Origin of the sequence: Ochrobactrum sp. S1502_03 (assembly GCF_044435015.1) — a bacterium.
Lineage (GTDB): Bacteria > Pseudomonadota > Alphaproteobacteria > Rhizobiales > Rhizobiaceae > Brucella > Brucella chromiisoli.
The window spans coordinates 46097-68733 of record NZ_JAYEXN010000015.1 but is presented as its reverse complement, the minus strand read 5'-3'; the positions used below and the strand labels follow the sequence as shown (position 1 = coordinate 68733).

The window sequence follows — 22637 nt, the reverse complement described above, 5'->3', positions numbered from 1 at the left end:
GATGGTTTTCAGGCGCTTTGTGGTGGCGCGCGCACTTGGGAATATGTGCTTCGTGAAAGTCTTAAAAACTTGGAGGCGCTTGCAGCTTCGACGGGTTTTGCGTCAAAAAAGGCCAGCTGGTTTGGCTGAGCCGCTAGCGCTGCGCTTTTGCCGCTGGAATGGGCTGCTTTAATTTTTGCCGCGGCTGCTTGAGCAAGGACAGCGCGCATCGGCTGCGGCGCCGGCGTCGATTGCTGGCGCGTGGGTATGGCAGGTGCGTCTGCAACCTGCTGTGCTGCCATGCTTTTTGGCGTATTCTGCCCCGCGTCATCGGCGAGCGCTGAGAGGTCCACAGCAAAAATAAAGGCAGTAAATGACAGGACACACGTTACAAATAGCATGAAGCCATGCTGCTTGTAACGATCAATATGCTCAATCCTGTTCTTCATGCCCTTTATCAAAATGCCTGGACTTTCCCTTTAAGTCTTTCCGCAAAAATGACCTGGTGCCGGAGCGGCTTTACCGTAAATCTCAACCCTGAAAAGTCTGCCGACTTTTGGGGACTTCGCCCAGACAACTACAGCATCGTTTCACAAATTGGAATCCTTTTCTGTTTCTGCCCAATGCCATACTCTTTATAAGGCCCAATCCGCGCCGTATTTTATGGTGATAAGATGACACGGTTTGGCTTTTGTTTTTTGCATATCTTTGTTCCAAAACGGTTCTCACTTTGGGCATGCATGCTTGAGAGCGCGTTTGGTCGATTGAATCAAATCGGCGCTCTAAACCCTTTTATTTGATGCATAATCTTATCGATCCTTGTTTCACTTCGGTCGGATTATGCATTAGTATCGCTTCCACGATCGCACGCTTTTTGTTCCCCCGTGTTTGTAAAACAGCAGAGTTCTAAATTGGCATATTTATCGACGTTCCGTGCTTTTGCCTTTGCCGTGACTGGTGTTGCCTTTCTGCTTGGGGCGTTCGATAACGCTCTTGCTCAGGATAGCAAGCTGCAACAGCCGCAAGCGGAGCAGGCCGAAACGGCACCATCGTCCGCACCCGCATCCGCCCCTACGGTGGATAGTGGTGCACCTGTATCCAGTGTCGTTCAGCAGCAAAAGCCTGTTATCAATGATCTGAAACAGCAGACGAAGACGATCAGTGATCAGTTGCAGAAATCTGCAACCAACGATGAATCGCTTGCGAATTTTAAGCTTCAGCTCGATGCGCTTTCGAAGAAGTTGCTTGATGCCGGTGTCGCTTTTCGTCCTCGCCTGACGGAAATCAACACACGTCTTGAGCAACTGGGTGCCGCACCTTCCGGCGATCAACCGGCAGAGCCTGCAATCGTTGCTGAAGAGCGGGCGCGACTGGTTGCAGAAAAGGCCGAAATCAACGCGGTTATCGGTGAAACCGAAGATGCATCGCTGGCCGTCAATCAGATGTCGGCAAAAATCAGCAATATGCGGCGTGATCTTTTCACGCAAACATTGTCCCAGCGTGTCAACCTTGATCTTACACTCGGCTCCGAAGTGTCTTCCGCTGCCGGGAATCAGATGATTTCGCTGTGGAGCATCGTGAAATCATGGTGGCGTTTCGTTTTTACCTTCAAGCTGAATTCATTTCTGGCTGCCGCGTTCTTTGCGCTCATCGCGGCGTTGATTATTCAGCTTGGCGCGCGGCGGGCTCTGGGTTCGCTTTATGAACGTGACGTCAACAATGAAGCCCCTTCTTATCTGAGCCGCTTATCGGTTGCCTTCTGGTCCACCGCTATCCCTTCGGGGGCGGTCGCTGTTTTTCTTGCAACGACCTATTTTTGTCTCGATTATTTTAATGTGCTCAGACCTGATATTGGTGCACTCCTGCAATCGCTGTTTATCGTCTTGGGCATTGTCTTCTTTATCAGCCGGTTGGCATTTGCGTGTATCAGTCCTTATACGCCTGCATGGCGTTTGGTGCCTATCGCTCCGCGTCCGGGCCGGGCATTGGTCTGGCTGATTACCGGCATAGCACTGATCAATGGGCTGGATTCGTTTTTCAGCAAAGTTAATCAGGTGCTGTCGTCACCCTTGTCACTGACGATGGCGAAAAGCCTGCTTTCGACTGTTGTTATTGGCGTATTGATACTGGTTATTGCGTTTCTCAAGCCGATTGAGAAGATCCCCGGAGAAGCTGTTCGTCCCTGGCCTAAAGCATTCAGGATATTTCTGTTGCTTCTTGGTCTTGTACCAATTGTTGCGGCCGGACTTGGCTTTATCGGCCTGGCCCGGTTTATGGCGCAACAGATTGTGGTTACCGGCGCATTTCTTGTGACGATGTATCTTGGTTTTCTCACGGGGCGCGCCATTTCCGAAGAGCAGGCTTTCGCATCCAGCCCCATTGGGCGGATTTTGCGCGAACGGTTTCATTTTGATGAGGCAAAGCTTGACCAACTCGGTCTTGTTGTTGGTATCCTCATCAATCTCGCGGTGGCGCTGATTGGCATTCCGCTGGTGTTGATGCAGTTCGGATTCCAGTGGTCCGAGCTTAAGAACACGTTCTATCATTGGATGACGGGTTTCCAGATCGGCAGCATTTCCATATCACTTATGGGGATTTTGACCGGGATTTCCTTGTTCTTCATCGTCTATCTATTGACCCACTGGTTTCAGAACTGGCTGGATAGCAAAGTTCTCGCGCGTGGACGTGTTGACTCGGGTGTCCGTAACTCGATCCGTACTGTTGTCGGATATGTCGGGTTGGTGTTGGCGGCGCTGATTGCAGTGTCGGCTGCGGGTTTTAATCTTTCAAGCCTTGCCCTGATCGCCGGCGGTCTCTCGCTTGGTATCGGTTTTGGCCTTCAGAACATCGTGCAGAATTTTGTTTCCGGCCTTATTCTTCTTGCAGAGCGCCCTTTTAAGGTTGGTGACTGGGTCGAGGCGGGTACCGTCAGCGGTATTGTCAAGAAAATCAGCGTTCGCGCAACGGAAGTGGAAACTTTCCAGAAGCAGTCGATTGTTGTTCCAAACTCTACGCTCATCAACGGTAATGTCGGTAACTGGACGCTACGCAACAAGCTTGGTCGCATTGATATCAATGTGCAGGCCGCTTACACTGACGATCCTCGCCGTGTTCACGCACTTCTGTCTGAAATTATTCGCGGTCATCCGTCCATTTTGAAAAATCCGGAGCCGTTTGTGGCCTTTCAGAGTGTGACGGATTCATTAATGATTTTCGACGTTTATGCGCATGTCGCAGATATTACGTCTACGGGTTCCATCAAGAACGAGTTGCGATTCCAGATTGTCGAACGTTTTCATGCTGAAGGAATTCCATTTTCGTCGTCTGCAACCAATCTGGTGCTTGGCGTTTCTGAAATCGAAAGAGTTTCCGAGATTATCGAGAAGGACAGATCACGCGGCGCAAAACTGCGCAAGGACAAGCCGGGCGAGGGTGATAAGCCGCAGCATGACGACAAGGTATGAAGGTGCGTTCAGTTGCAGTTCAGCTTTGAAGTCTTATAAGTGGTCGTGAAAAGAGGCAGTTGAACTGTCTCAGAGCAAGGGGGCCGAATTTTCGGCTTATAGCGGGAGCAGCGGAAGCGCTGAAACGATATGAACAGAACTCAGGTCAATTATGCTGGCAAGGTTGCGCTTGGTGCGGTGTTCGCACTTTCGTTTTCCATGCCAGGCCTTTATGCTGCAACCGTATCGAACAATGATAGCGCCGCTCAGACCATCGTCGTCACTGAAGGCGCGTCAAAGCGTGAAATGCTGATAGCACCAGCCGAAACAGTCGATTTTTGCGATGGTGGTTGCTTTGTGACCTTCCCGAACGGTGACCGTGAGGCGCTGAAGGGCGATGAAAAGATCGTTATTTCTGGCGGCAAGGCATCGTTTCAATAAGTTCAGATTACGTTGATAAAAAGCCGGGGTTTGCCCCGGCTTTTTGCACCTTTTAAATGATTATATCAGCTTCGCGGCTTGAGATTTTCTGGATCGTAGAGTGGCTTATAGCCAATCGATACAACCTCCACCGGATACGTTTCGCCGAAATATTCGACATTCAGCTTTCGCCCTTGCTGACAATAGGACCAAGGCAGATAAGCAAGCGCGATGTTCTTGCCGATGCTCGGGCCGTAGGCGATGGACGAGGTGAAGGACCGGCGACCGAGTTCATCGATCAGCGTTTCTCCCGTTTCAGGATCAAGGACCGGTAGAATGCCGACCGGATAGCGTTTGACGCCTTTGGAATCGACATTTTCTGTCATAACCAGCGTGCAGAGCATGGCTGGTTGATGATCGCGGGCCTTATACTCCAGATGCTTTGCCTTGCCGCGGAAGTCTGCCTCCTTGACCTTTGGGCGAGCGAGATCCGCTTCAAGAAGATTATATTCGGTGAGCAGATCCGCATTTTGGAGACGCAGGCTTTTTTCCATCCGGCGGCTATTGGCATAGGTTTCAACACCAACCGCAATTGCGCCGGTTGAACGCAGCGCATCCCATATGGCGAGGCCGTCTTCATAGCGCATGTGCAATTCCCAACCCTGTTCACCGACATAGGAAATGCGGAAGGCGGTTACATCCTTGCCCGCAATACGGATCGGCTTGATGGCGGCAAAGGCAAAGTTGTCAATATCAAGACCTTCCGGATTTTCGACAACCTTCTTGAGATTATCGCGGGCGTTTGGTCCCCAGATGCCGATGGTGGCGTATTTTTCTGTAACATCGGTGATGGTGACATCAAAACCCTTATCTTCAGCAACGCGGCGCATGTAATGGAAGTCGCGGGGACCGGCATCGGCGCCGTTGATCATACGCATACTGTCAGCCATGCGCATTACGGTGAAATCGGCGCGCACCATGCCTTCATCATCGAGAAAGTGGGTGTAAATGCCCTTTCCGATATTGGCGTCACCGCCGATTTTTGCAGCACACAGCCACTCCATCAGCGCGACATGATCCGGGCCTTCTATGTCGTACATCGCAAAATGCGAGAGATTGATGATGCCGCAATCTTCACTCAATGCCAGGTGCTCGGCATTGGAAACGCGCCAGAAATGGCGGTTGTCCCACTCATTTTCCCGCACCGGAATACGGTCGCCATATTTTTCCAGCAGATGCTCATTGGCTGCATAGCCGTGCGCACGCTCCCAGCCACCCAGTTCCATGAAGTGGCCACCCAGTTCCTTTTCCCGTTCATAGAACGGTGAACGGCGAATATTGCGGCCTTTGGAAAAGGGCTCACGCGGATGCACCGCCGGATTGTAAACCTTCATTGCGGTTTCGGTGCAGCGATCCCAGATGAATTGCTCGGTCATCTGGTGCGGATAGAAGCGCGAATAGTCGATGGCGTGATGATCGATTTTTGTACGACCATCGGTCATCCAGTCGGCAATGAGTTTACCCATGCCGGGGCCGTCCTTGACCCAGATTGCAACCGCATACCAGAGGCCACGGACTTTCTGGCTTTCGCCGATTGAAGGTCCGCCATCGGTTGTTACCTGTAGGAAACCATTGAAGGAATGGCTTTCATTATAGCCCAGCTCGCCGAGAATGGGGGTTAGTTCGATGGCGCGTTCGAGTGGTTCAAGAACCTGCTCCATGTCGAGATCACGCTGTGATGGCGACAAACGGGCTTCATGTTTTTCAAGAAGGTCACGCGGGTGGCAGAGGCGCGGATTGGTTTCCTCGTAGTAGCCCCACTCAATTTGACCACCTTCGGCGGTCTTTGGGTCGCCGGTGTCACGCATATAGGCCGAATTGCCCTGATCGCGCAAAAGTGGCCAGCCAATTTCCTTGCCGGTTCCGGCAAACGCATTATAGGGGCCGAAGAAGGTCAGCGGATGATCAATGGGCATGACGGGCAGGTCTTCGCCAACCATTTCGGCAATCAGCCGGCCCCAGAGACCGGCGCAAACCACCACATAGTCGGCTTCGATTGTACCACGATGGGTGACAACGCCCTTGATGCGTCCATTTTCAACGATGAGCGACTGAGCGGGTGTGTTTGCAAAGCTTTTAAGCTTTCCCGCATTTTCCGCCTGATCAATCAATCTGCCTGCAACTGTTTGCGAGCGTGGAATAACAAGGCCTGCATCCGGGTCCCACAAACCGCCTTGAACAAGGCTTTCTTCGATCAGTGGAAATTTTTCTTTGACTTCGGATGGCTCCATCAGGCGAGCCCGCGTACCAAAGGCTTTGCCGGATGCGACCTTGCGCTTGAGCTCTTCCATTCGGGCATCGTCGCCGACGCGGGCAACTTCAATACCGCCGACGCGGGCGTAATGGCCCATTTTTTCATAGAAATCGATGGAATAGAGCGTCGTCCAGCATGACAGGAAATCATGGCTTGTCGCATAGCAGAAATCAGATGCGTGTGCGGTGGAACCAATGTCCGTGGGGATGCCGGATTTGTCGATGCCGACAATGTCGTCCCATCCCCGTTCGATCAGGTGGTGGACGACGGATGCTCCGACAATTCCACCAAGCCCGACAATGACCACTTTTGCCTTTTTAGGAAACTCTGCCATTTCATGCGATCCCATTTTGTATTTGATGGAATCATAGTGGCTGCGCCCGGCCCACAATTGTCATTCTACGACATAATCACGGCACGAGACGACCGAAACATCTTCGTTGCAAAATGGCGCTGGTGCGTGAAGGGTAGATCGTGGCTCCATGTTGATGATTTGATTCATCACGCAGGGCTATCACTATGATTTAAAAGAAAAACCCGCGTTCTGAGTGCGCGGGTTTTGTTATGATCCTCGGGATTATGCCGCAATCAGCATTTTCCGGTCAGCCCGTTCCTGCTGGGGTGAGCGACCATAAAGCTCGCGATAACACTTGGAAAAATGCGACGCGGAAACGAACCCGCAGGCGACGGCAACTTCAACCACCGGCAAGGAGGATTGCAACAGCAAATGCCGGGCCCGGTCGAGGCGTATTTCCAGATAATATCGTGCCGGAGAACGGCCCATTTCCTGACGGAACAGGCGTTCGACCTGACGGCGCGAAAGCCCGATATTATGGGCTACGTTAATGAGTGCTTCCGGTTCGGAAAGGTTGGCTTCCATCATTTCGATGATGGTCAGAATCTTTGAATTCTGGATGCCAAGGCGGGCGCGAAGTGGCAGGCGTTGGCGGTCGTGCGGGTTGCGTACCCGGTCGGTGAGGGCTTGTTCGCAAATGCGGTTGATCAGATTATCATCGAAGTCATCGCCGATGAGCTTCAGCATCATGTCGAGCGAAGCGGTTCCGCCTGCGCATGTAAAGATATTGCTATCCACTTCAAAAAGATCGGCATAGACTTCAGCTTTCGGAAAAGCTTCCGAAAAGCCTGGCAGGTTTTCCCAATGAATGGCGCAGCGTTTGCCCGAGAGAAGGCCCGCAGCCGCCAGAATATGCGCACCGGTGCAGAGCCCGCCAACCGCAACGCCGCGGTTATATTCTTCACGCAGCCAGGCAAAGACAGATTTGTTGCGGAAATCCTCGACATAGACGCCTGAGCAGACAAAGACCATGGATGGGCGTTGTTCGCTTTGAAGATAGCGGCGTTCATCCTCCAGTGACGCATTGACCGCGCATTCCACGCCATTTGAAGCCTTGACCGGCTTGCCATCGGTGGACGTCAAACGCCAGTGATAGGCTTCATAACCCAGCATTCGATTGGCAATGCGCAGTGGCTCTATCGCTGTCGCAAATGCGATCATCGAGAAGTCAGGGACAAGAAAAAAAACAATAGACCGCTTAATCGATGAAGCTGGATTCATAGCCTGATCGTTCCCATTCTCAAAAGCCCGAACTGCGGTTCCCGACGCAGTTTCCGGCTTTGTGCCTCCGTCATGACACCGGGACTATAGAAGGCCCAGTCATCCGGTCGCTTTTTGACCGGTAGTCCCATTGCTCCTGCCCTATTTTACAGGGGATAGGTCATGGCGCAAACAGGATAGGCGTATTGAGACATAGAACTTTCGGGTTGAATAGTGCGGCTAAATGCCTGCCGTATATTGGTCCCTATATGTCGCTAAATTGAAGGCGGAAAATTCCAACTCGCAATTCGAATATGCCTTACTGCATTTGGCCTCTCCTCGCGGGGGCGGGAAGGCGGTCATCCACGCAAGGCCAGCCGATGTCGTGCCGAATGTGCTCGGGCAGGCTTTCGAGAATTCTGCGGCTCTTCTTTATGCGCCGCTGATATGTCCAGTTGGTGTAAAATGCGCTGACCGATGCCATGCTCGCTTGCAGCCAGTGCGTGATGATGAATGGGCGCGCGATACATTCTCTTTGCAGGGGTTCACACTGAATGCTCATTTTTGTTCTCCAGGCAGAATTGAGATCAAGTGTTTTCTGACGTGTCTTGACCTCTATGCTTGAAGCTTGCCGCGATCTTGACGTTCAATCAAACGAAATATAGAAAGGTATAAAGTCAGAAAAATTGAACTAACTTCATGTGGAGCCCACGATGACAGCGCCCGTACAGCATCCTCTGCCAATGCTTGATATAGATGTGCTGCGGACATTTGCAGCCATTGCCGATACGGGTAGTTTTTCGGCGGCTGCCAATGTGGTGTTTCGCACACCTTCTGCTGTTTCCATGCAGATCAAGAAGCTTGAAGAGCAACTGGGCGCTGCGGTCTTTGAACGGGATGCGCGTTCGGTGAGGCTGACCAGCGATGGCGAAGTGCTGCTTGGTTATGCGCGGCGACTGCTGGCGCTCAATCGTGAGGCTGTGGCGAAATTTGTCGCGCCGACAGTGACTGGTGTTGTTCGGCTCGGATCGCCTGATGACATTGGTGAATGTGTGTTGCCGCTCGTTTTGAAGCGTTTTGCAGAAACGCATCCGGGTGTTACGGTCGATGTCGTGATCGATCAGAGCGCTAATCTGCGCAAGCGTCTTGATGAAAGACGGCTTGATGTTACGCTGGTCAATCTCTCACACACAGTCCCAAGCAAAGGTGATGTTGAGATATTGCTCGATGAGGAGCTGGTTTGGGCGGGTGCCAGATGCGGCACTGCTTATCGCCGTGATCCCTTGCCGCTTTCCATATGGGAAGAGGGCTGCGCTTGGCGCGGAAATGCACTTGAGGCGCTTGAGAAATCGGGGCGGGCCTACCGCATTGCCTATATGAGTTCGCATTCTACGGGCCAGCGCGCCGCGATACAGGCGGATCTTGCGATCGCTCCTTTTGGCAAAACCTTATTGGGGGAAGGTATCGTGCCTCTTGGCCCTGAACATAATTTGCCGCAGCTTGGCCGTTATCAGCTTGGCATGATCATTAAACCCGATGCAAGGCAACATATTCAGGTGGTTGCTGATCATCTGCGTAACGTCTTTGAATCGTATCGCCGTAGCGGCCGGTTTGAGACGTTGCGTTCGGGGTGGGGCAGTGTTGTTGCGTGCGGCTAAATCGCTGCTCTTGCCGGGAGGAAAAGCTACGCTAAATGACCAATGTGAGAGCCAAAATATGGCCTCGCCATCAGGACGTTGGCCAAGGCGGGACTATTGTTTGGGGGCATCTTGTTAGAACTGCATCTAAATGGAGAGACACCTATGAAGCTATCTCGTATTGTTCCAGTTGCTATCGTTCTTTGTGCTTTCACACTTGCATCCTGCGCCAATACGGTTCGCGGCGTGGGGCGCGATGTTAAGAGCACGGCTCACGCTGTTCAGGAAACCGTTGAGTGATAAAAAAGGTTCGGGTTCTCCCGAACCTTTTTACTTCTGCAAGAAGTAGCTCACCGTCATATGCTGATCGGGACGCGTTAGGTAGATGATGTTTGCAGTCTTGATGCCAGTATCGGGTGCCATGATATTTGCTTCACGCATAAGCGTGGATACACGTGCATTTGGGGCAGTATCACCAAACCACATCACCAGTACAGGTTTTGAGGCGCGTGATGCACCATAAGGTGTTTCGGGGTGGATCACTTCGATTGATGGATCGAAGAGCCTGAAATTCCCGCCAATCTGCGCGTTGTCTGTCAGGATTGTTTTAAAATCACCATCTTTGCGTATCTCTTGATAAAGGCTTTGATAATCCAGTTGACCATAGGGCGGAGTGCTAGAGCCATAGGTCAGATAATAGCCAAGAACAGGCGGTACAACGAGCGATAGCGCAATGCTAATGGCCGCGAATTCGGTAAGCGCGCGCGTGTTCCGGCGATATTGTTCAAAAAGACATGCCATGACCGCTGGCGTAAGGAAGAGCACCGGTTGCAGCCAGCGATCCTTTATGTTGCTGACGCCAGCAACGACCACGCCCACCAAAACGATCAGCATTCCCACTACGAGAAGACGCCGCATGAACGCTTCACCATTGGTGAATGGTCTGCTTGGCGCGGTGCGTTTGGAGCGATGAACAAGAGATATGATGCCCGCGATTGCAAGTACCACGACAGCGAAGAGAAAAGCTGCTTCGATGAAGCTTCCCACACCATTCAGGCGATCGAAGATCAGACTGCCGGATGCACCGATCTGAAGCTTTTCGGAACGCGCAATCACACTCGACTTGTGTGCAAGCATCCAGTTCGCTGTTGGCGTGAAGCAAATTGCAAATGCAGTGATCGTTATAAAAGAGAGCCTTGAAAGCAGGACCTTGCGATAGTCTGCAACCGATAATCCGGTGACGATCAGCATAATCACAAACAGCGATGCGTTGAACTTGCCGAGAATGGCCGCTGCCATTGCAATGCCGAGTGCTGCTGCGGAAACGGCATGTCGGTCACGCATATGCCATGCAAAAGCCAGAAATGCCCAGCCGCATCCCGCAGTGCCTGCAATGGAATGGGTCAGCGCGCGCTGTGATTCCCAGCCGATTTGCGGAATGAGGAACAGTCCCAGCATGGATGCTGAAGCGACCATACGGGAGAAGCCCAAAAGTCGCATTCCGCCAAAGACGCTCAGAAACAGGCTGGCAAGCATGCTGAATTTGACGATTTGCAGCGTGAGCATCGATGTGCCAAGCACGGAGGCTGCAATATTGGTTATCCATGTGTAGAGAGGCGGCTGCGATCCGCCATATCCCCAGTCCAGATAGCCGATATTGGCCAGCTGTTCGGCATCATCAAGGCCAGCGCCATTGGAAACAAGAGTTACAAGAATTGCCTGAAAAGCAAAATAGCAAAGCACAAAGACCACTGCCAAAGGCAGGCCAAAGAGTGACTTATTTGCAGTGTGCGCTGTGGTTGCTTTGAGGGTGGTCAAAATGCTGTTGCCCAAAATCTGAATCGCATTTCAAGAAATACGATGCTTAAATTCGATAGATCTTGGAGTCTAGCTGGCAAAATAGACCGAACGGTACTCCAATTGAAATACCTCTCACAGGATTATGGCCTGATTTCAATCACGGAAGTAAAAACTTACAATATCATCACGTATAATTTATGAATTATCAGCAACGGCAGAAAACCGCGCTGCCTCGTCAGGTGCACGGTCTTGCCAAATACGCATGGCGCTTCCACCAAACAATACACAGGCGGAAGAGACTGAAGCTCCGGTACGCAGTACCAGATCCGGAGCGTCGAGAAGGTGTAAACCGTCTCTTGCTCCTTTCTAGCGCAACATTGTTACCGGACCGTTATCAGACACTTAAGCAAATCTAAACAAGTGAAGTTTTTTCAACTTTCTTCAGAGAAAATGCATCAGGCTTTGTTTTCATCAACCGTCTTTGTTGCGCGAAGGAAGTTGATGATGCTTGAAAAATCTTCCCCTCCATGGCCTTCATTGTCGAAACGGCTGTAAAGCGCTTCTGCATGTGCGCCCAATGGTGTTGCAGCACCCGAACTTTTTGCCGCTTCCTGTGAAAGCTTGAGGTCCTTGAGCATCAGGGCTGCTGCAAATCCGGGTTTATATTCGCGATTGGCGGGCGATGCCGGGACCGGTCCCGGTACAGGACAGTAAGTTGTCAGTGACCAGCACTGGCCTGATGAGGTTGAAGCCACATCAAACAGCGCCTGATGCGAGAGCCCCAGCTTTTCAGCCAGTACGAAGGCTTCACTGACGCCGATCATCGAAATGCCGAGGATCATATTGTTGCAGATCTTTGCAGCCTGTCCTGCACCATCACCGCCGCAATGAACGATTTTACCGGCCATAGGCTGAAGCAGCAGTTCGGCCTTGCCAAAGGCATCGTCGCTGCCGCCTGCCATGAAGGTCAGCGTGCCGGCAGAAGCGCCGCCTGTGCCGCCTGATACAGGCGCATCAACAGAAAGCTGGCCGTTTCTTGCTGCAATCTCGTGGGCCTTGCGTGCAGAATCGACATCAATTGTCGAGCAGTCGATAAAAACGGAATCTTTTCGGGCATAAGGCATGATGTCTTCATAAACCGAAAGAACATGTTTGCCTGCGGGCAGCATGGTGATCACTGCATCTGCGGTTTGAACGGCGCCCGCAGCACTGGTTGCGATCTCAAGGCCATTGGCTTTCGCTTCTTCAAGATGAGCAGGCAGCAGATCAAAACCAATGACCTTATGCCCGGCTTTCACCAGATTGGCGGCCATCGGTCCGCCCATGTTGCCAAGGCCGATAAAAGCGATAGTGGCCATGATTTTCTCCCATATAGATATGTATCAGCGTCCGATCATATGGCGTGCAACAATGACGCGCATGATCTCGTTTGTGCCTTCAAGAATCTGGTGAACGCGCAGATCGCGGACAAGTTTTTCGATGCCGTAATCATGAAGGTAGCCATAGCCGCCCAGAATTTGCAGCGCGTCATTGGCCACATCAAAACCAGTGTCAGTAACAAAGCGTTTGGCCATGGCTGACCATTTGCCGGCATCATGGGTTTTGCGATCAAGCTTGCTTGCAGCCGAGTAAAGAAGCTGTCGTGCTGCCGAGAGCTCGGTCTCCATATCCGCCAGGCGGAACTGCAATGCCTGAAAGCGATCAATTGTCTGGCCGAAAGCCTTGCGCTGGCTTGAGTATTCCAGTGCCTTGTTCAGTGCCGATTGTGCGCCGCCCAGCGAGCATGCGGCGATGTTCAAGCGTCCGCCATCAAGGCCTGCCATAGCGATCTTAAAACCGGTGCCCTCGTCACCCAGACGATTTGCAACTGGCACGCAGCAATTGTCGAAAATCACCGTTCGGGTGGGTTGCATGTTCCAGCCCATCTTGTGCTCATTGGCACCAAATGACAGGCCGGGCGCATCTTTCGGCACAACAATGGCAGAAATGCCCTTCGGGCCGTCCTCGCCGGTACGCACCATTGTGACATACAGGTCAGTGGCGCCTGCACCGGAAATAAACTGCTTGGTGCCATTAAGCACATAATGATCGCCATCGCGCTGCGCGCGGGTGGAAAGTGCGGCTGCGTCGGAACCGGATCCGGGTTCTGTCAGGCAATAGCTCGCAAGCCAGTCCATTGATGTGAGCTTGGGCAGGAATGTCTGGCGCTGGCTTTCATCGCCAAACGTATCGATCATCCATGCAGCCATGTTGTGGATGGAGATAAAGGCTGAAAAAGCGGGGCAGGCCTCGGCGATTGCCTCGAAAATAAGGACCGCGTCTGAGCGCTTGAGTGCTGATCCGCCCACGTCTTCGCGAACGTAGATGCCGCCCATGCCGAGTGGGCCGGTTTCTTTTATGACGTCAATCGGGAAATGTCTCTCGCGATCCCATTGCAGTGCATAAGGCGCAACGCAATCGGATGCAAAGCCGCGGGCCATATCCTGAATGGCGCGCTGATCCTCGTTGAGTTCAAACTGGTTCTGGTCGGCAGTATCCATGGTTTCCTCCCTATGAGCACCGCATCCTCCTGAAGCGACTAGATCACAATGGCGCGCGGCTGCCAACGCTGCTTTGGAATAATGTTGCTCACTTTTGTAATAAACTGATGCGCATTTTTGCATATAAGCTTGCCGCAATCGCTGGTGATTGCCAGTGGCATAAACTTGGGATAGGCAAGCTCGCATGACACGCGCAATCATGTTTCAGGGAACGGGTTCGGATGTCGGCAAAAGCGTGCTTGTTGCCGGTCTTTGCCGTGTGGCACGCAATCGGGGGCTGAAAGTCCGGCCATTCAAGCCGCAAAATATGTCAAACAATGCAGCCGTTAGCGAGGATGGCGGTGAGATTGGTCGCGCGCAATGGCTTCAGGCTCTGGCGTGCGGTGTGCCGTCATCGGTGCATATGAACCCGGTTCTGCTGAAACCACAGACCGATATGGGCAGTCAGGTCGTCGTGCAGGGAAAAGTGCGTGGCGAGGCGCGCGGGCGTTATTATCAACAATTGAAGCCGCAGCTGATGGCCGCGGTGATGGAATCCTTTGATCTTATCAGTGAAGGTGCTGATCTGGTGTTGATTGAAGGGGCGGGGTCGCCTGCCGAAATTAATCTTCGCGCCGGTGATATTGCCAATATGGGCTTTGCCACACGTGCAAATGTGCCGGTGGTGCTGGTGGGAGATATTGATCGGGGCGGAGTGATTGCATCGCTGGTCGGAACGCATACAATTCTGGCCGAAGAAGACCGTGCCATGGTGCGTGGCTTTCTGATCAACAAGTTTCGTGGCGATGTTTCGCTGTTTGATGATGGTCTTGAGGCAATTACCCGTTTTACGGGCTGGCGATCGTTTGGTGTCGTGCCGTGGCTTAAAGCCGTGTCGCGTTTGCCTGCGGAGGATTCGGTGGTGCTGGAACGCGCAACGCGGGGTGATGCCAAGGCGTTGAAAGTGGCAGTTCCCATGTTGCCGCGCATTGCGAATTTCGATGATCTTGATCCGCTGAAAGCGGAGTGTGAGGTTGAAGTTGTGATGGTTCCGCCCGGCCAGCCACTGCCGCATGATGCAGGGCTTGTGGTTTTGCCGGGGACGAAATCGACGATTGCCGATCTGATTGCCTTTCGTGAAAACGGCTGGGAGCGCGATTTGCAGCTTCACGTGCGGCGCGGCGGGCACGTGCTTGGCATTTGTGGCGGGTTTCAGATGCTCGGCAAACGGATCAGCGACCCGGACGGTATCGAGGGACAGGTGCGCAACATCGACGGGTTGGGACTGCTGGACGTCGAAACCATGATGGAGCCTGAGAAAGTCGTGCGCAATGTTGTCGCGCACTCACAGCTTTATGATGCTAAGCTTGATGGCTATGAGATTCATATCGGGCGTACCACTGGCCCTGATGTGATCCGGCCATTTTCGCGGATCGGTGATCATGATGATGGCGCCGTTTCTGCGAGCGGACGTATCATGGGGACTTATCTGCATGGTGCTTTCAGTGCAGATGCGTTCCGGCATAGATTTCTGGCGGGGCTCGGGGTGTGCGGTTCAGGTGGGAACTATCGCGAAAGTATTGAAACCGCGCTTGATGAACTGGCTGATGGCCTTGAGTCCTGCCTTGATATTGACGGGTTGTTTGCACTCGATTGACGCCGCAACAGTGAACGCCTAATGTCACTTTATGCAATAGGTCTTTGCCGGAACGAATCCCGGCGATACCAAAAAGGGAATGCGACGGACGGACCCAATCCGGGCGTCTTTATCGCAGCCGACCCCGCGACTGTAGAGCGGAGAGGGATGAGGCAAGCCGGGCAACCGGCAACCACTGGAAACATCAGCGTTTCTGGGAAGGTGCATCACTCCCCACGACCCGTGAGCCAGGAGACCTGCCTGTTGCGTGAAGGACATTCTGTCCGCACCCCTTGGGAGGTTTTCCCTGCTGCCTGCACGGAGGTTGTCATGGCTGCGCGTAACGAAAATTCACTTTCCAATACACTCCCTCTCTCCCTTGCTGCTCGTCTTGGAACGGCAGTGGTGTCGCTCATGCTCGGCGCATTTCTGATTTACGGCGTTGGGATAGCCCATTCTGATATGCTGCATGATTCGGCGCATGACACGCGTCATTCATACGGTTTTCCCTGCCACTAAGCCTTTAGCTTTTAAAACAGGAAATAAGCAGCGCTCGATGGGGGACAATCATCGAAGCGGGATTGCTGTTGAGGGAATGAAATGTTGATCCGTTATCTTCTGGCCACGCTTGTTGCTGGCCTTCTGGCAGGGCTTCTCGTGACGCCTGCCATGTATTTGAAAACCGTTCCGTTGATCATTCAGGCGGAAACTTATGAAGACGCCGGTGGCGGTCATAGCCATGGTGACGCCGAAGCGGCTGCGCCACACGACCATGCTGCTGTGGCTGCCAGTGATGGCGGAGAAGAAGAGGGCGCTGAACTGCTGTTTGGTCGTCTTGGCAACACATTGCTTGCCAATCTCGTGGCCGGTGCAGGTTTTGCCCTGCTTCTGGGTGGGGTTGCGCTTCTTCTCGGTCGCCGTATTACACCGCAGAATGGTATCCTCTGGGGGATAGCCGGCTTTTTTGCGGTCGCTTTCTTGCCAGCTTTAGGGCTTTCGCCGGAATTGCCTGCGATGCCTGCCGCCGATCTGGCGCAGCGTCAGCTCTGGTGGATCTTGACCGTGGTGTTGAGTGGTGTCGGCATCTATCTGCTGGTTTTGCGTGCTGAGATTGTTTCTAAAATCCTTGGACTGGTGCTGATTATCGCCCCACATCTTTATGGTGCACCGCATCCGCACGATATTGCATCACCAATTCCAGCGCTGCTTGCTTCGCAATATGCCGTCGCATCGCTTGCAACAAACCTGTTCATGTGGGCAGTGATTGGTCTTGCGCTGGGCTGGTTTATTCAGACCTATGCAAAGTCGGATATTGAAGGCTGATAGGCATGGCTCTGCCCCGAAATGAAAATGCAAAAATCACGTTCGTTCTTGGCGGAGCCCGATCCGGTAAGTCGTCTTATGCGGAGAAACTGGTTGAAGGCTCAGGTCTTCAACCCGTCTATCTTGCGACAGGGCGCGCATTCGACAAAGAAATGGAAAGCCGCATCTCCATTCACCGCGATCGTCGCGGGCGTGAATGGCAGACGGTGGAGGAGCCGCTCGACCTTGTGGGCGCGCTTGAAAAATGCGTGCGGCATGACCGCTTTGTGCTGGTCGATTGCTTGACGCTCTGGGTCACCAATCTGATGATGGCAGAGCAGAATATCGCTGCTGAAACTGAGACGCTGATAGCGGCATTGCCTGAGCTTTCAGGGCCGGTTGTTTTCGTTTCCAACGAAGTTGGTTTAGGCATTGTGCCGGAAAATCGGATGGCGCGCGCGTTTCGCGATTCAGCCGGGTTTTTGCATCAGGCTGTGGCATCAGTGGCAGATGAAGTTTATTTCATGGCGGCAGGTCTGTCGCTCAAAATGAAGGGTTAATTTGATGCAGGGACAGAAAATTCCAGCAACGGTGATCACCGGATTCTTAGGTTCCGGCAAGACGACACTGATCCGTAATCTGCTGGAAAATGCCAATGGCAAGCGTATTGCGCTTATCATCAATGAGTTTGGCGATCTGGGCGTCGATGGTGGAATTCTCAAAGGCTGCGGCATTGAAAGCTGCCGTGAGGAAGACGTGATCGAACTCAACAATGGTTGCATCTGTTGCACCGTTGCTGATGATTTCATTCCGACTATGACCAAACTTCTCGACCGTGCAGACCGCCCAGATCATATCGTTATCGAAACCTCCGGTCTGGCGCTGCCACAGCCGCTGGTCGCAGCTTTCAACTGGCCTGAAATCAAGACGCAGGTCACGGTTGATGGCGTGGTGACGGTTATCGATGCCGCTGCCGTTGCCGAAGGTCGTTTTGCGGATGACCACGATAAGGTGGATGCGCAGCGCGCAGCGGACGAATCTCTTGATCATGAAAGCCCTTTAGAGGAACTTTTTGAGGATCAGATTCATGCAGCTGACCTGATTGTTCTCAATAAGGCCGATCTCGTTGATCCGTCGAAACTCGATAGCGTGAAGGCCGATGTGGCTGAACGCTCAAAGCGTCGCGTCAACATGGTGCCAGCAAGCTTTGGCAAGCTTGGTGCAGACGTATTGCTCGGCCTTGGAGTGGGGACGGAAGACGATATTGCCAACCGCAAGTCGCATCATGAAATCCATCATGCCGACGGCCATGAGCATGATCACGATGAGTTTGAAAGCTTTGTCGTTGAAGCAGGCTCGGTTACCGATCCGAAGGCATTTACCGAGAAGCTCAAGGCGGTGATTGCTGCGCACGATGTTCTGCGTCTCAAAGGCTTTGTCGATGTGCCGGGCAAGCCGATGCGTCTGGTTGTGCAGGCCGTTGGCCCGCGTATTGAGCATTATTTCGACCGCCCATGGGGTAAGGATGAAGTGCGCAATACGCGTCTTGTCGTCATTGGTCTGCATGAGATCGATGAACAGGCGATCATCAAAGCCGTGAAAGATGCGACCTCGTAATGCATCTCTTACTTGCCCAGAAGGGAACGATCAGCGACGGCAATGAGGCCGTCGACCTCGGTCAGACGCCGGGCGATATCTTGTTCCTTTCCGCCGCCGATACGGAATTGGCCAGTCTTTCTCACGCCTACAAGCTTGTGAAAGAAGGGCCAAGTCTCCGGCTCGCCAATTTCCTGAGCCTGACACATCCCATGTCGGTCGATGCTTATATTGAGCGCACGGCACAACATGCGAAGCTTATTGTTGTGCGGATTATTGGTGGCGAGACCTATTGGCCTTATGGGCTTGAGGCGCTTCATGCCTGTGCTGTTTCGCTCGGCATTAAAATTGCGGTGTTGCCAGGTGATGATAAGCCTGATTATGGGCTTGAACGGTTCTCCACCATTTCCGCACCGGAGCGCGATGCGCTCTGGCAATATTTAATTGAGGGCGGGGCTGCCAATACATCCCGCTTTCTCAATTATTGCACAGCATTGATTGATGAGAGCGAGAAACCGGAAGAGGCGGCACCGCTTCTCAAAGCCGGGCTGTGGTGGCCAAATATGGCAACGCCATCGCTTGCTCTCATCCGTAAGCAATGGCAGGACGCTGATGCACCTGCTGCGGCGATCATTTTTTATCGGGCGCTTGTGCAAAGCGGACAGACGCAGCCGGTTGAAGCACTGATCAGTGCATTGCAGGCTAAGGGACTTAATCCGGTTCCGATCTTTGTTTCCAGCCTCAAGGACAGGCTTTCAGCAGCAGTGGTTGATGGCCTGTTTGACGATTGCCAGCCGGATATTGTGCTCAATGCAACCGGCTTTGCGATTTCGTCACCGGGTGCGGAGCGTAAACCGACCGTGCTGGATAAGCGCGGCAATATGGTTTTGCAGGTGATTTTTTCCGGTACGCCAAAAGCCACATGGGAAGCATCGCAGCAGGGTTTGCTGGCGCGCGATCTTGCGATGAATGTCGCACTGCCCGAAATTGATGGCCGCGTGCTGTCGCGTGCAGTGTCTTTCAAATCGGCAAAGCAATTCGATAGCACTGTTGAAGCCAATATCGTCACCCACGAGCCGGATTTGGGTCGCGTGGCTTTCGTCGCCGAATTGGCTGCAAACTGGGTGCGCCTTAAGCGTAAAAAGCCAGAAGAGCGCCGTGTGGCGCTGATCCTTGCCAATTATCCGAACCGTGATGGCAGGCTGGGCAATGGCGTCGGGCTTGATACGCCTGCCGGAACAGTGGAAGTGCTGCGCGCCATGGCGGGCGAGGGGTATCCGGTTGGTGACGTTCCTGCCGATGGCGATGCTTTCATTCGGCTTTTGATGGCTGGCCCAACCAATGCGGCGCGTGATGGGCGTGTCATCCGTGAAGTCATTTCTTTGAATCAATACAAGGCTTTCTTTGCAAAGCTTCCGAATGTGATTCAGGAGGAAATTGAAACCCGTTGGGGTGGGCCGGAAAATGATCCGTTCTTTGATAAGAGGCTTGAAGGTTTTGCGCTGCCGCTGATGCGCTTTGGCGAAACAATAGCCGGTATTCAGCCTGCACGTGGTTATAATATCGATCCGAAAGAGACCTATCACTCGCCTGATTTGGTGCCGCCGCATGGGTATATCGCGTTCTATGCTTATCTGCGCGATGTGGCGAAGATCGATGCTATCGTGCATATGGGCAAGCATGGCAATCTGGAATGGCTGCCGGGTAAAGCCTTAGCGCTGTCGGAAAACTGTTATCCTGAAGCTGTTTTCGGCCCAACGCCGCATGTCTATCCGTTCATCGTCAATGATCCAGGTGAAGGCACGCAGGCAAAGCGCCGTGCGGGTGCTGTGATCATCGATCACCTGACACCGCCGTTAACGCGCGCTGAAAGCTACGGTCCGCTCAAGGATCTCGAAGCATTGGTCGATGAATATTACGAGGCTTCGGGCGTTGATCCGCGTCGCCTGTTGCGGTTGAAAGTGCAGATCCTTGATCTGGTACGCGATATTGGTCTCGACCGCGATGCGGGTATTCATGACCATGATGATGAAGATATGGCGTTGCAAAAGCTTGATGCCTATCTTTGTGATCTCAAGGAAATGCAGATCCGCGATGGGTTGCATATTTTTGGTCTGGCCCCTCAAGGGCGCTTGCTCACCGATTTGCTGGTGGCACTGGCGCGTGTTCCACGCGGTATTCCCGTTGCGCTGGGTGGCTTGCCGGGCGAGCAGAGCCTGCAGCGCGCTATCGCCAGAGACGCAGGCCTTGGCGAAGAGTTTGATCCGCTCGATTGTGCAATGGCCGACCCCTGGACTGGGGCGAAGCCTGAATTGCTGGTAGGTGCAAGTCCTGCAAGTTGGCGTATTGCTGGTGATACGGTCGAGCGTATCGAATTGCTGGCTGCGCAGTTTGTGGAGGGCGAAGTCGAGTGTCCGGCAGATTGGACACAGACCAATGCCGTGCTGCAGTCGATTAAGGATCATTTGCGCCCCATGGTGACATCCTGTGGACCTTCGGAGATTGAAGGTTTCTTATCCGCTATTTCCGGGCGCTTTGTGCCGCCGGGCCCATCGGGTGCGCCAACGCGTGGACGGCCAGATGTTTTGCCGACCGGGCGCAATTTCTTTTCGACCGATAGCCGTGCCGTGCCAACACCAGCGGCGTGGGAGCTGGGCCGCAAATCAGCGGAACTGCTGATCACCCGTTACACGCAGGATCATGGCGAGTGGCCGACCTCATTTGGTCTGACCGCATGGGGCACATCCAACATGCGCACTGGCGGTGATGATATTGCGCAGGCGTTGGCGCTGATCGGTGTAAAACCCTTATGGGATATGGCTTCGCGTCGAGTCACCGGGTACGAGATCGTGCCGATTGCCAAGCTTGGCCGTCCGCGTGTGGATGTGACGCTGCGTATCTCCGGATTCTTTCGTGATGCTTTCCCGGAACAGATTGCACTGTTTGACAAGGCCGTGCGAGCTGTCGGCGCGCTTGATGAAGAGGCGGAGGACAATCCGATTGCTAGCCGCATAAAGACCGAACAAGCACGGCTTATCGCAACGGGTGCGGATGAAAAGACCGCCGAACGTCGCGCGGGCTATCGCGTCTTCGGTTCAAAACCGGGTGCTTATGGCGCTGGCTTGCAGGCACTGATGGATGAGAATGGTTGGGCTGGGCGCAATGATCTGGCGGAAGCCTGGCTTGTCTGGGGCGGCTATGCCTATGGTGCGGGCGAAGAGGGCCAAGCGGAGCGCGGGCTTCTTGAAGAGCGGCTGCGTTCTGTGCAGGCGGTGGTGCAAAATCAGGATAACCGCGAGCACGATCTGCTCGACAGCGATGATTATTATCAGTTTGAAGGTGGCATGGCTGCAACGGTTGAAAAACTGACGGGCGCGATGCCGACCGTCTATCACAACGATCATTCGAAGCCTGAAAAGCCGGTGATCCGCACACTTGAAGAAGAGCTTGCGCGCGTTGTGCGTGGTCGTGCGGCCAATCCCAAGTGGATCGCGGGCGTGATGCGCCACGGCTACAAGGGCGCTGCGGAAATTGCAGCCACGGTTGATTATCTTTTCGCTTTCGCGGCGACCACCGGCAAAGTCGGTAACCATCACTTCGAAGCAGTCTATCAGGCCTATATTGCCGATAGAGCAGTGCATGATTTCATGCTTGATAAAAATCCGGCGGCACTCGCCGAAACAGCGTCCAAACTCAACGATGCGATTGAACGCGGCTTCTGGGTGCCGCGTTCCAATTCAGCGCGGTTTGAGCTCGAAAATCTTATGAAAATGATTCCGGAAAGGGCATTAAATGGCTGAGAAATCTGCAAAACTTCTTTCAATGACGGAAGAGGAATTGAATGCCCGCCATGCAGATAAGATGCGCAAGAAGAAAGCGGCGCGCGACAAGATTCAAGCCACCAAGACCGACGAAAAAGGCCTTGTGATTGTTCATACAGGCAAGGGCAAAGGCAAATCAACGGCTGGTTTCGGCATGGTTTTCCGCGCCCTTGGTCACGGCATGAAGGTTGGCGTCGTGCAGTTCGTTAAAGGCTCATGGGATACTGGCGAGCGGTGGGTGCTGGAGAAATTCCCTGAACAGGTGACGATTTCCGCACTTGGCGAGGGCTTTACGTGGGAAACACAGGATCGCGCCCGCGATATTGCCATGGCCCGTGACGCTTGGGAGCAAGCCAAAGCCATGATCCTTGATGAAAGCTACGATATGGTGCTCTGCGACGAACTCAACATCGTGCTGCGCTATGATTACCTGCCTGTTGAAGAGGTAATCGAAGTGCTTGCCGCTAAACCTGAGATGAAGCATGTCATCATCACGGGCCGCAATGCCAAGGACGAGCTGATTGACGCTGCCGATCTCGTTACCGAGATGGAATTGATCAAGCATCCTTTCCGTTCAGGTGTGAAGGCACAGAAGGGAATTGAATTCTGACATTA

At 53.2% G+C, this 22637-nt stretch carries 17 protein-coding genes and 1 riboswitch; of the genes, 11 read left to right on the top strand and 6 right to left on the bottom strand.

From position 1 onward, the window contains the following. Positions 1-8: 8 nt before the first annotated feature. Positions 9-428 (bottom strand): hypothetical protein, encoded by a 420-nt coding sequence (locus VBH83_RS11725; RefSeq protein WP_265985340.1) that lies wholly within the window; start codon positions 426-428, stop codon positions 9-11. A 462-nt stretch (positions 429-890) separates the two neighbouring features. Between VBH83_RS11725 and VBH83_RS11720 the strand changes: the two genes are divergently transcribed. Together VBH83_RS11720 and VBH83_RS11715 are read left to right on the top strand one after the other, a co-directional pair. Further along, positions 891-3443 (top strand): mechanosensitive ion channel family protein, encoded by a 2553-nt coding sequence (locus tag VBH83_RS11720; RefSeq protein WP_265985339.1) that lies wholly within the window; start codon positions 891-893, stop codon positions 3441-3443. A gap of 129 nt (positions 3444-3572) precedes the next feature. Further along, positions 3573-3863 carry a hypothetical protein gene (locus VBH83_RS11715; RefSeq protein ID WP_396997781.1) on the top strand — a complete coding sequence of 97 codons (291 nt, stop codon included), beginning with the start codon at positions 3573-3575 and terminating at the stop codon, positions 3861-3863. A 65-nt stretch (positions 3864-3928) separates the two neighbouring features. Here the strand turns inward: VBH83_RS11715 and VBH83_RS11710 are convergent, their stop codons facing one another. Both VBH83_RS11710 and VBH83_RS11705 read right to left on the bottom strand, forming a co-directional pair. Beyond that, positions 3929-6490 carry an FAD-dependent oxidoreductase gene (locus VBH83_RS11710; protein ID WP_265985337.1) on the bottom strand — a complete coding sequence of 854 codons (2562 nt, stop codon included), beginning with the start codon at positions 6488-6490 and terminating at the stop codon, positions 3929-3931. A gap of 243 nt (positions 6491-6733) precedes the next feature. Beyond that, positions 6734-7732 (bottom strand): GlxA family transcriptional regulator, encoded by a 999-nt coding sequence (locus VBH83_RS11705; RefSeq protein ID WP_396997779.1) that lies wholly within the window; start codon positions 7730-7732, stop codon positions 6734-6736. Between the two features lie 692 nt (positions 7733-8424). Between VBH83_RS11705 and VBH83_RS11700 the strand changes: the two genes are divergently transcribed. Together VBH83_RS11700 and VBH83_RS11695 are read left to right on the top strand one after the other, a co-directional pair. Next, positions 8425-9369: a LysR family transcriptional regulator gene (locus tag VBH83_RS11700; RefSeq protein ID WP_265985335.1), complete on the top strand. Its 945-nt coding sequence runs from the start codon at positions 8425-8427 to the stop codon at positions 9367-9369. A gap of 144 nt (positions 9370-9513) precedes the next feature. Then, positions 9514-9648, top strand: a complete 135-nt coding sequence (locus tag VBH83_RS11695) for an entericidin A/B family lipoprotein (RefSeq protein ID WP_094539832.1) — start codon at positions 9514-9516, stop codon at positions 9646-9648. A 30-nt stretch (positions 9649-9678) separates the two neighbouring features. On the opposite strand, the gene VBH83_RS11690 is transcribed toward VBH83_RS11695, so the two are convergent. From VBH83_RS11690 to VBH83_RS11680, 3 genes are all read right to left on the bottom strand, one after another. Further along, positions 9679-11166: a glycosyltransferase family 39 protein gene (locus VBH83_RS11690; protein WP_265985334.1), complete on the bottom strand. Its 1488-nt coding sequence runs from the start codon at positions 11164-11166 to the stop codon at positions 9679-9681. Positions 11167-11603: 437 nt separating this feature from the next. Next, the gene (gene mmsB, locus VBH83_RS11685) at positions 11604-12506 is read right to left on the bottom strand and encodes a 3-hydroxyisobutyrate dehydrogenase (protein ID WP_396997776.1); all 903 of its coding nucleotides are present in this window, start codon (positions 12504-12506) and stop codon (positions 11604-11606) included. Between the two features lie 24 nt (positions 12507-12530). Further along, the gene (locus VBH83_RS11680; protein WP_265985331.1) at positions 12531-13688 is read right to left on the bottom strand and encodes an isobutyryl-CoA dehydrogenase; all 1158 of its coding nucleotides are present in this window, start codon (positions 13686-13688) and stop codon (positions 12531-12533) included. Positions 13689-13872: 184 nt separating this feature from the next. Here VBH83_RS11680 and VBH83_RS11675 point away from each other — a divergent pair, with 184 nt between their 5' ends. The 7 genes from VBH83_RS11675 (at position 13873) to cobO (ending at position 22632) form a co-directional block, all read left to right on the top strand. Continuing rightward, the gene (locus tag VBH83_RS11675) at positions 13873-15324 is read left to right on the top strand and encodes a cobyric acid synthase (protein WP_265985330.1); all 1452 of its coding nucleotides are present in this window, start codon (positions 13873-13875) and stop codon (positions 15322-15324) included. Between the two features lie 21 nt (positions 15325-15345). Next, a riboswitch (cobalamin riboswitch) is annotated at positions 15346-15583 on the top strand. 50 nt (positions 15584-15633) lie between these two features. Further along, positions 15634-15822, top strand: a complete 189-nt coding sequence (locus VBH83_RS11670) for a CbtB domain-containing protein (RefSeq protein ID WP_265985329.1) — start codon at positions 15634-15636, stop codon at positions 15820-15822. A gap of 81 nt (positions 15823-15903) precedes the next feature. Continuing rightward, entirely contained in the window at positions 15904-16626 is a 723-nt protein-coding gene (locus VBH83_RS11665) for a CbtA family protein (RefSeq protein WP_265985328.1), read from the top strand. 5 nt (positions 16627-16631) lie between these two features. Continuing rightward, on the top strand, positions 16632-17165 hold the full coding sequence (gene cobU / locus VBH83_RS11660; protein WP_265985327.1) for a bifunctional adenosylcobinamide kinase/adenosylcobinamide-phosphate guanylyltransferase: 534 nt from the start codon (positions 16632-16634) through the stop codon (positions 17163-17165). Positions 17166-17169: 4 nt separating this feature from the next. Beyond that, positions 17170-18222: a cobalamin biosynthesis protein CobW gene (gene cobW, locus VBH83_RS11655; RefSeq protein WP_265985326.1), complete on the top strand. Its 1053-nt coding sequence runs from the start codon at positions 17170-17172 to the stop codon at positions 18220-18222. After that, positions 18222-22001 (top strand): cobaltochelatase subunit CobN, encoded by a 3780-nt coding sequence (gene cobN, locus VBH83_RS11650; protein ID WP_396997772.1) that lies wholly within the window; start codon positions 18222-18224, stop codon positions 21999-22001. The genes cobW and cobN overlap by 1 nt, the downstream gene beginning before the upstream one ends. Then, positions 21994-22632, top strand: coding sequence for a cob(I)yrinic acid a,c-diamide adenosyltransferase (gene cobO / locus VBH83_RS11645; protein ID WP_265985324.1), 639 nt, complete (start codon positions 21994-21996; stop codon positions 22630-22632). The genes cobN and cobO overlap by 8 nt, the downstream gene beginning before the upstream one ends. Positions 22633-22637 lie beyond the last annotated feature (5 nt).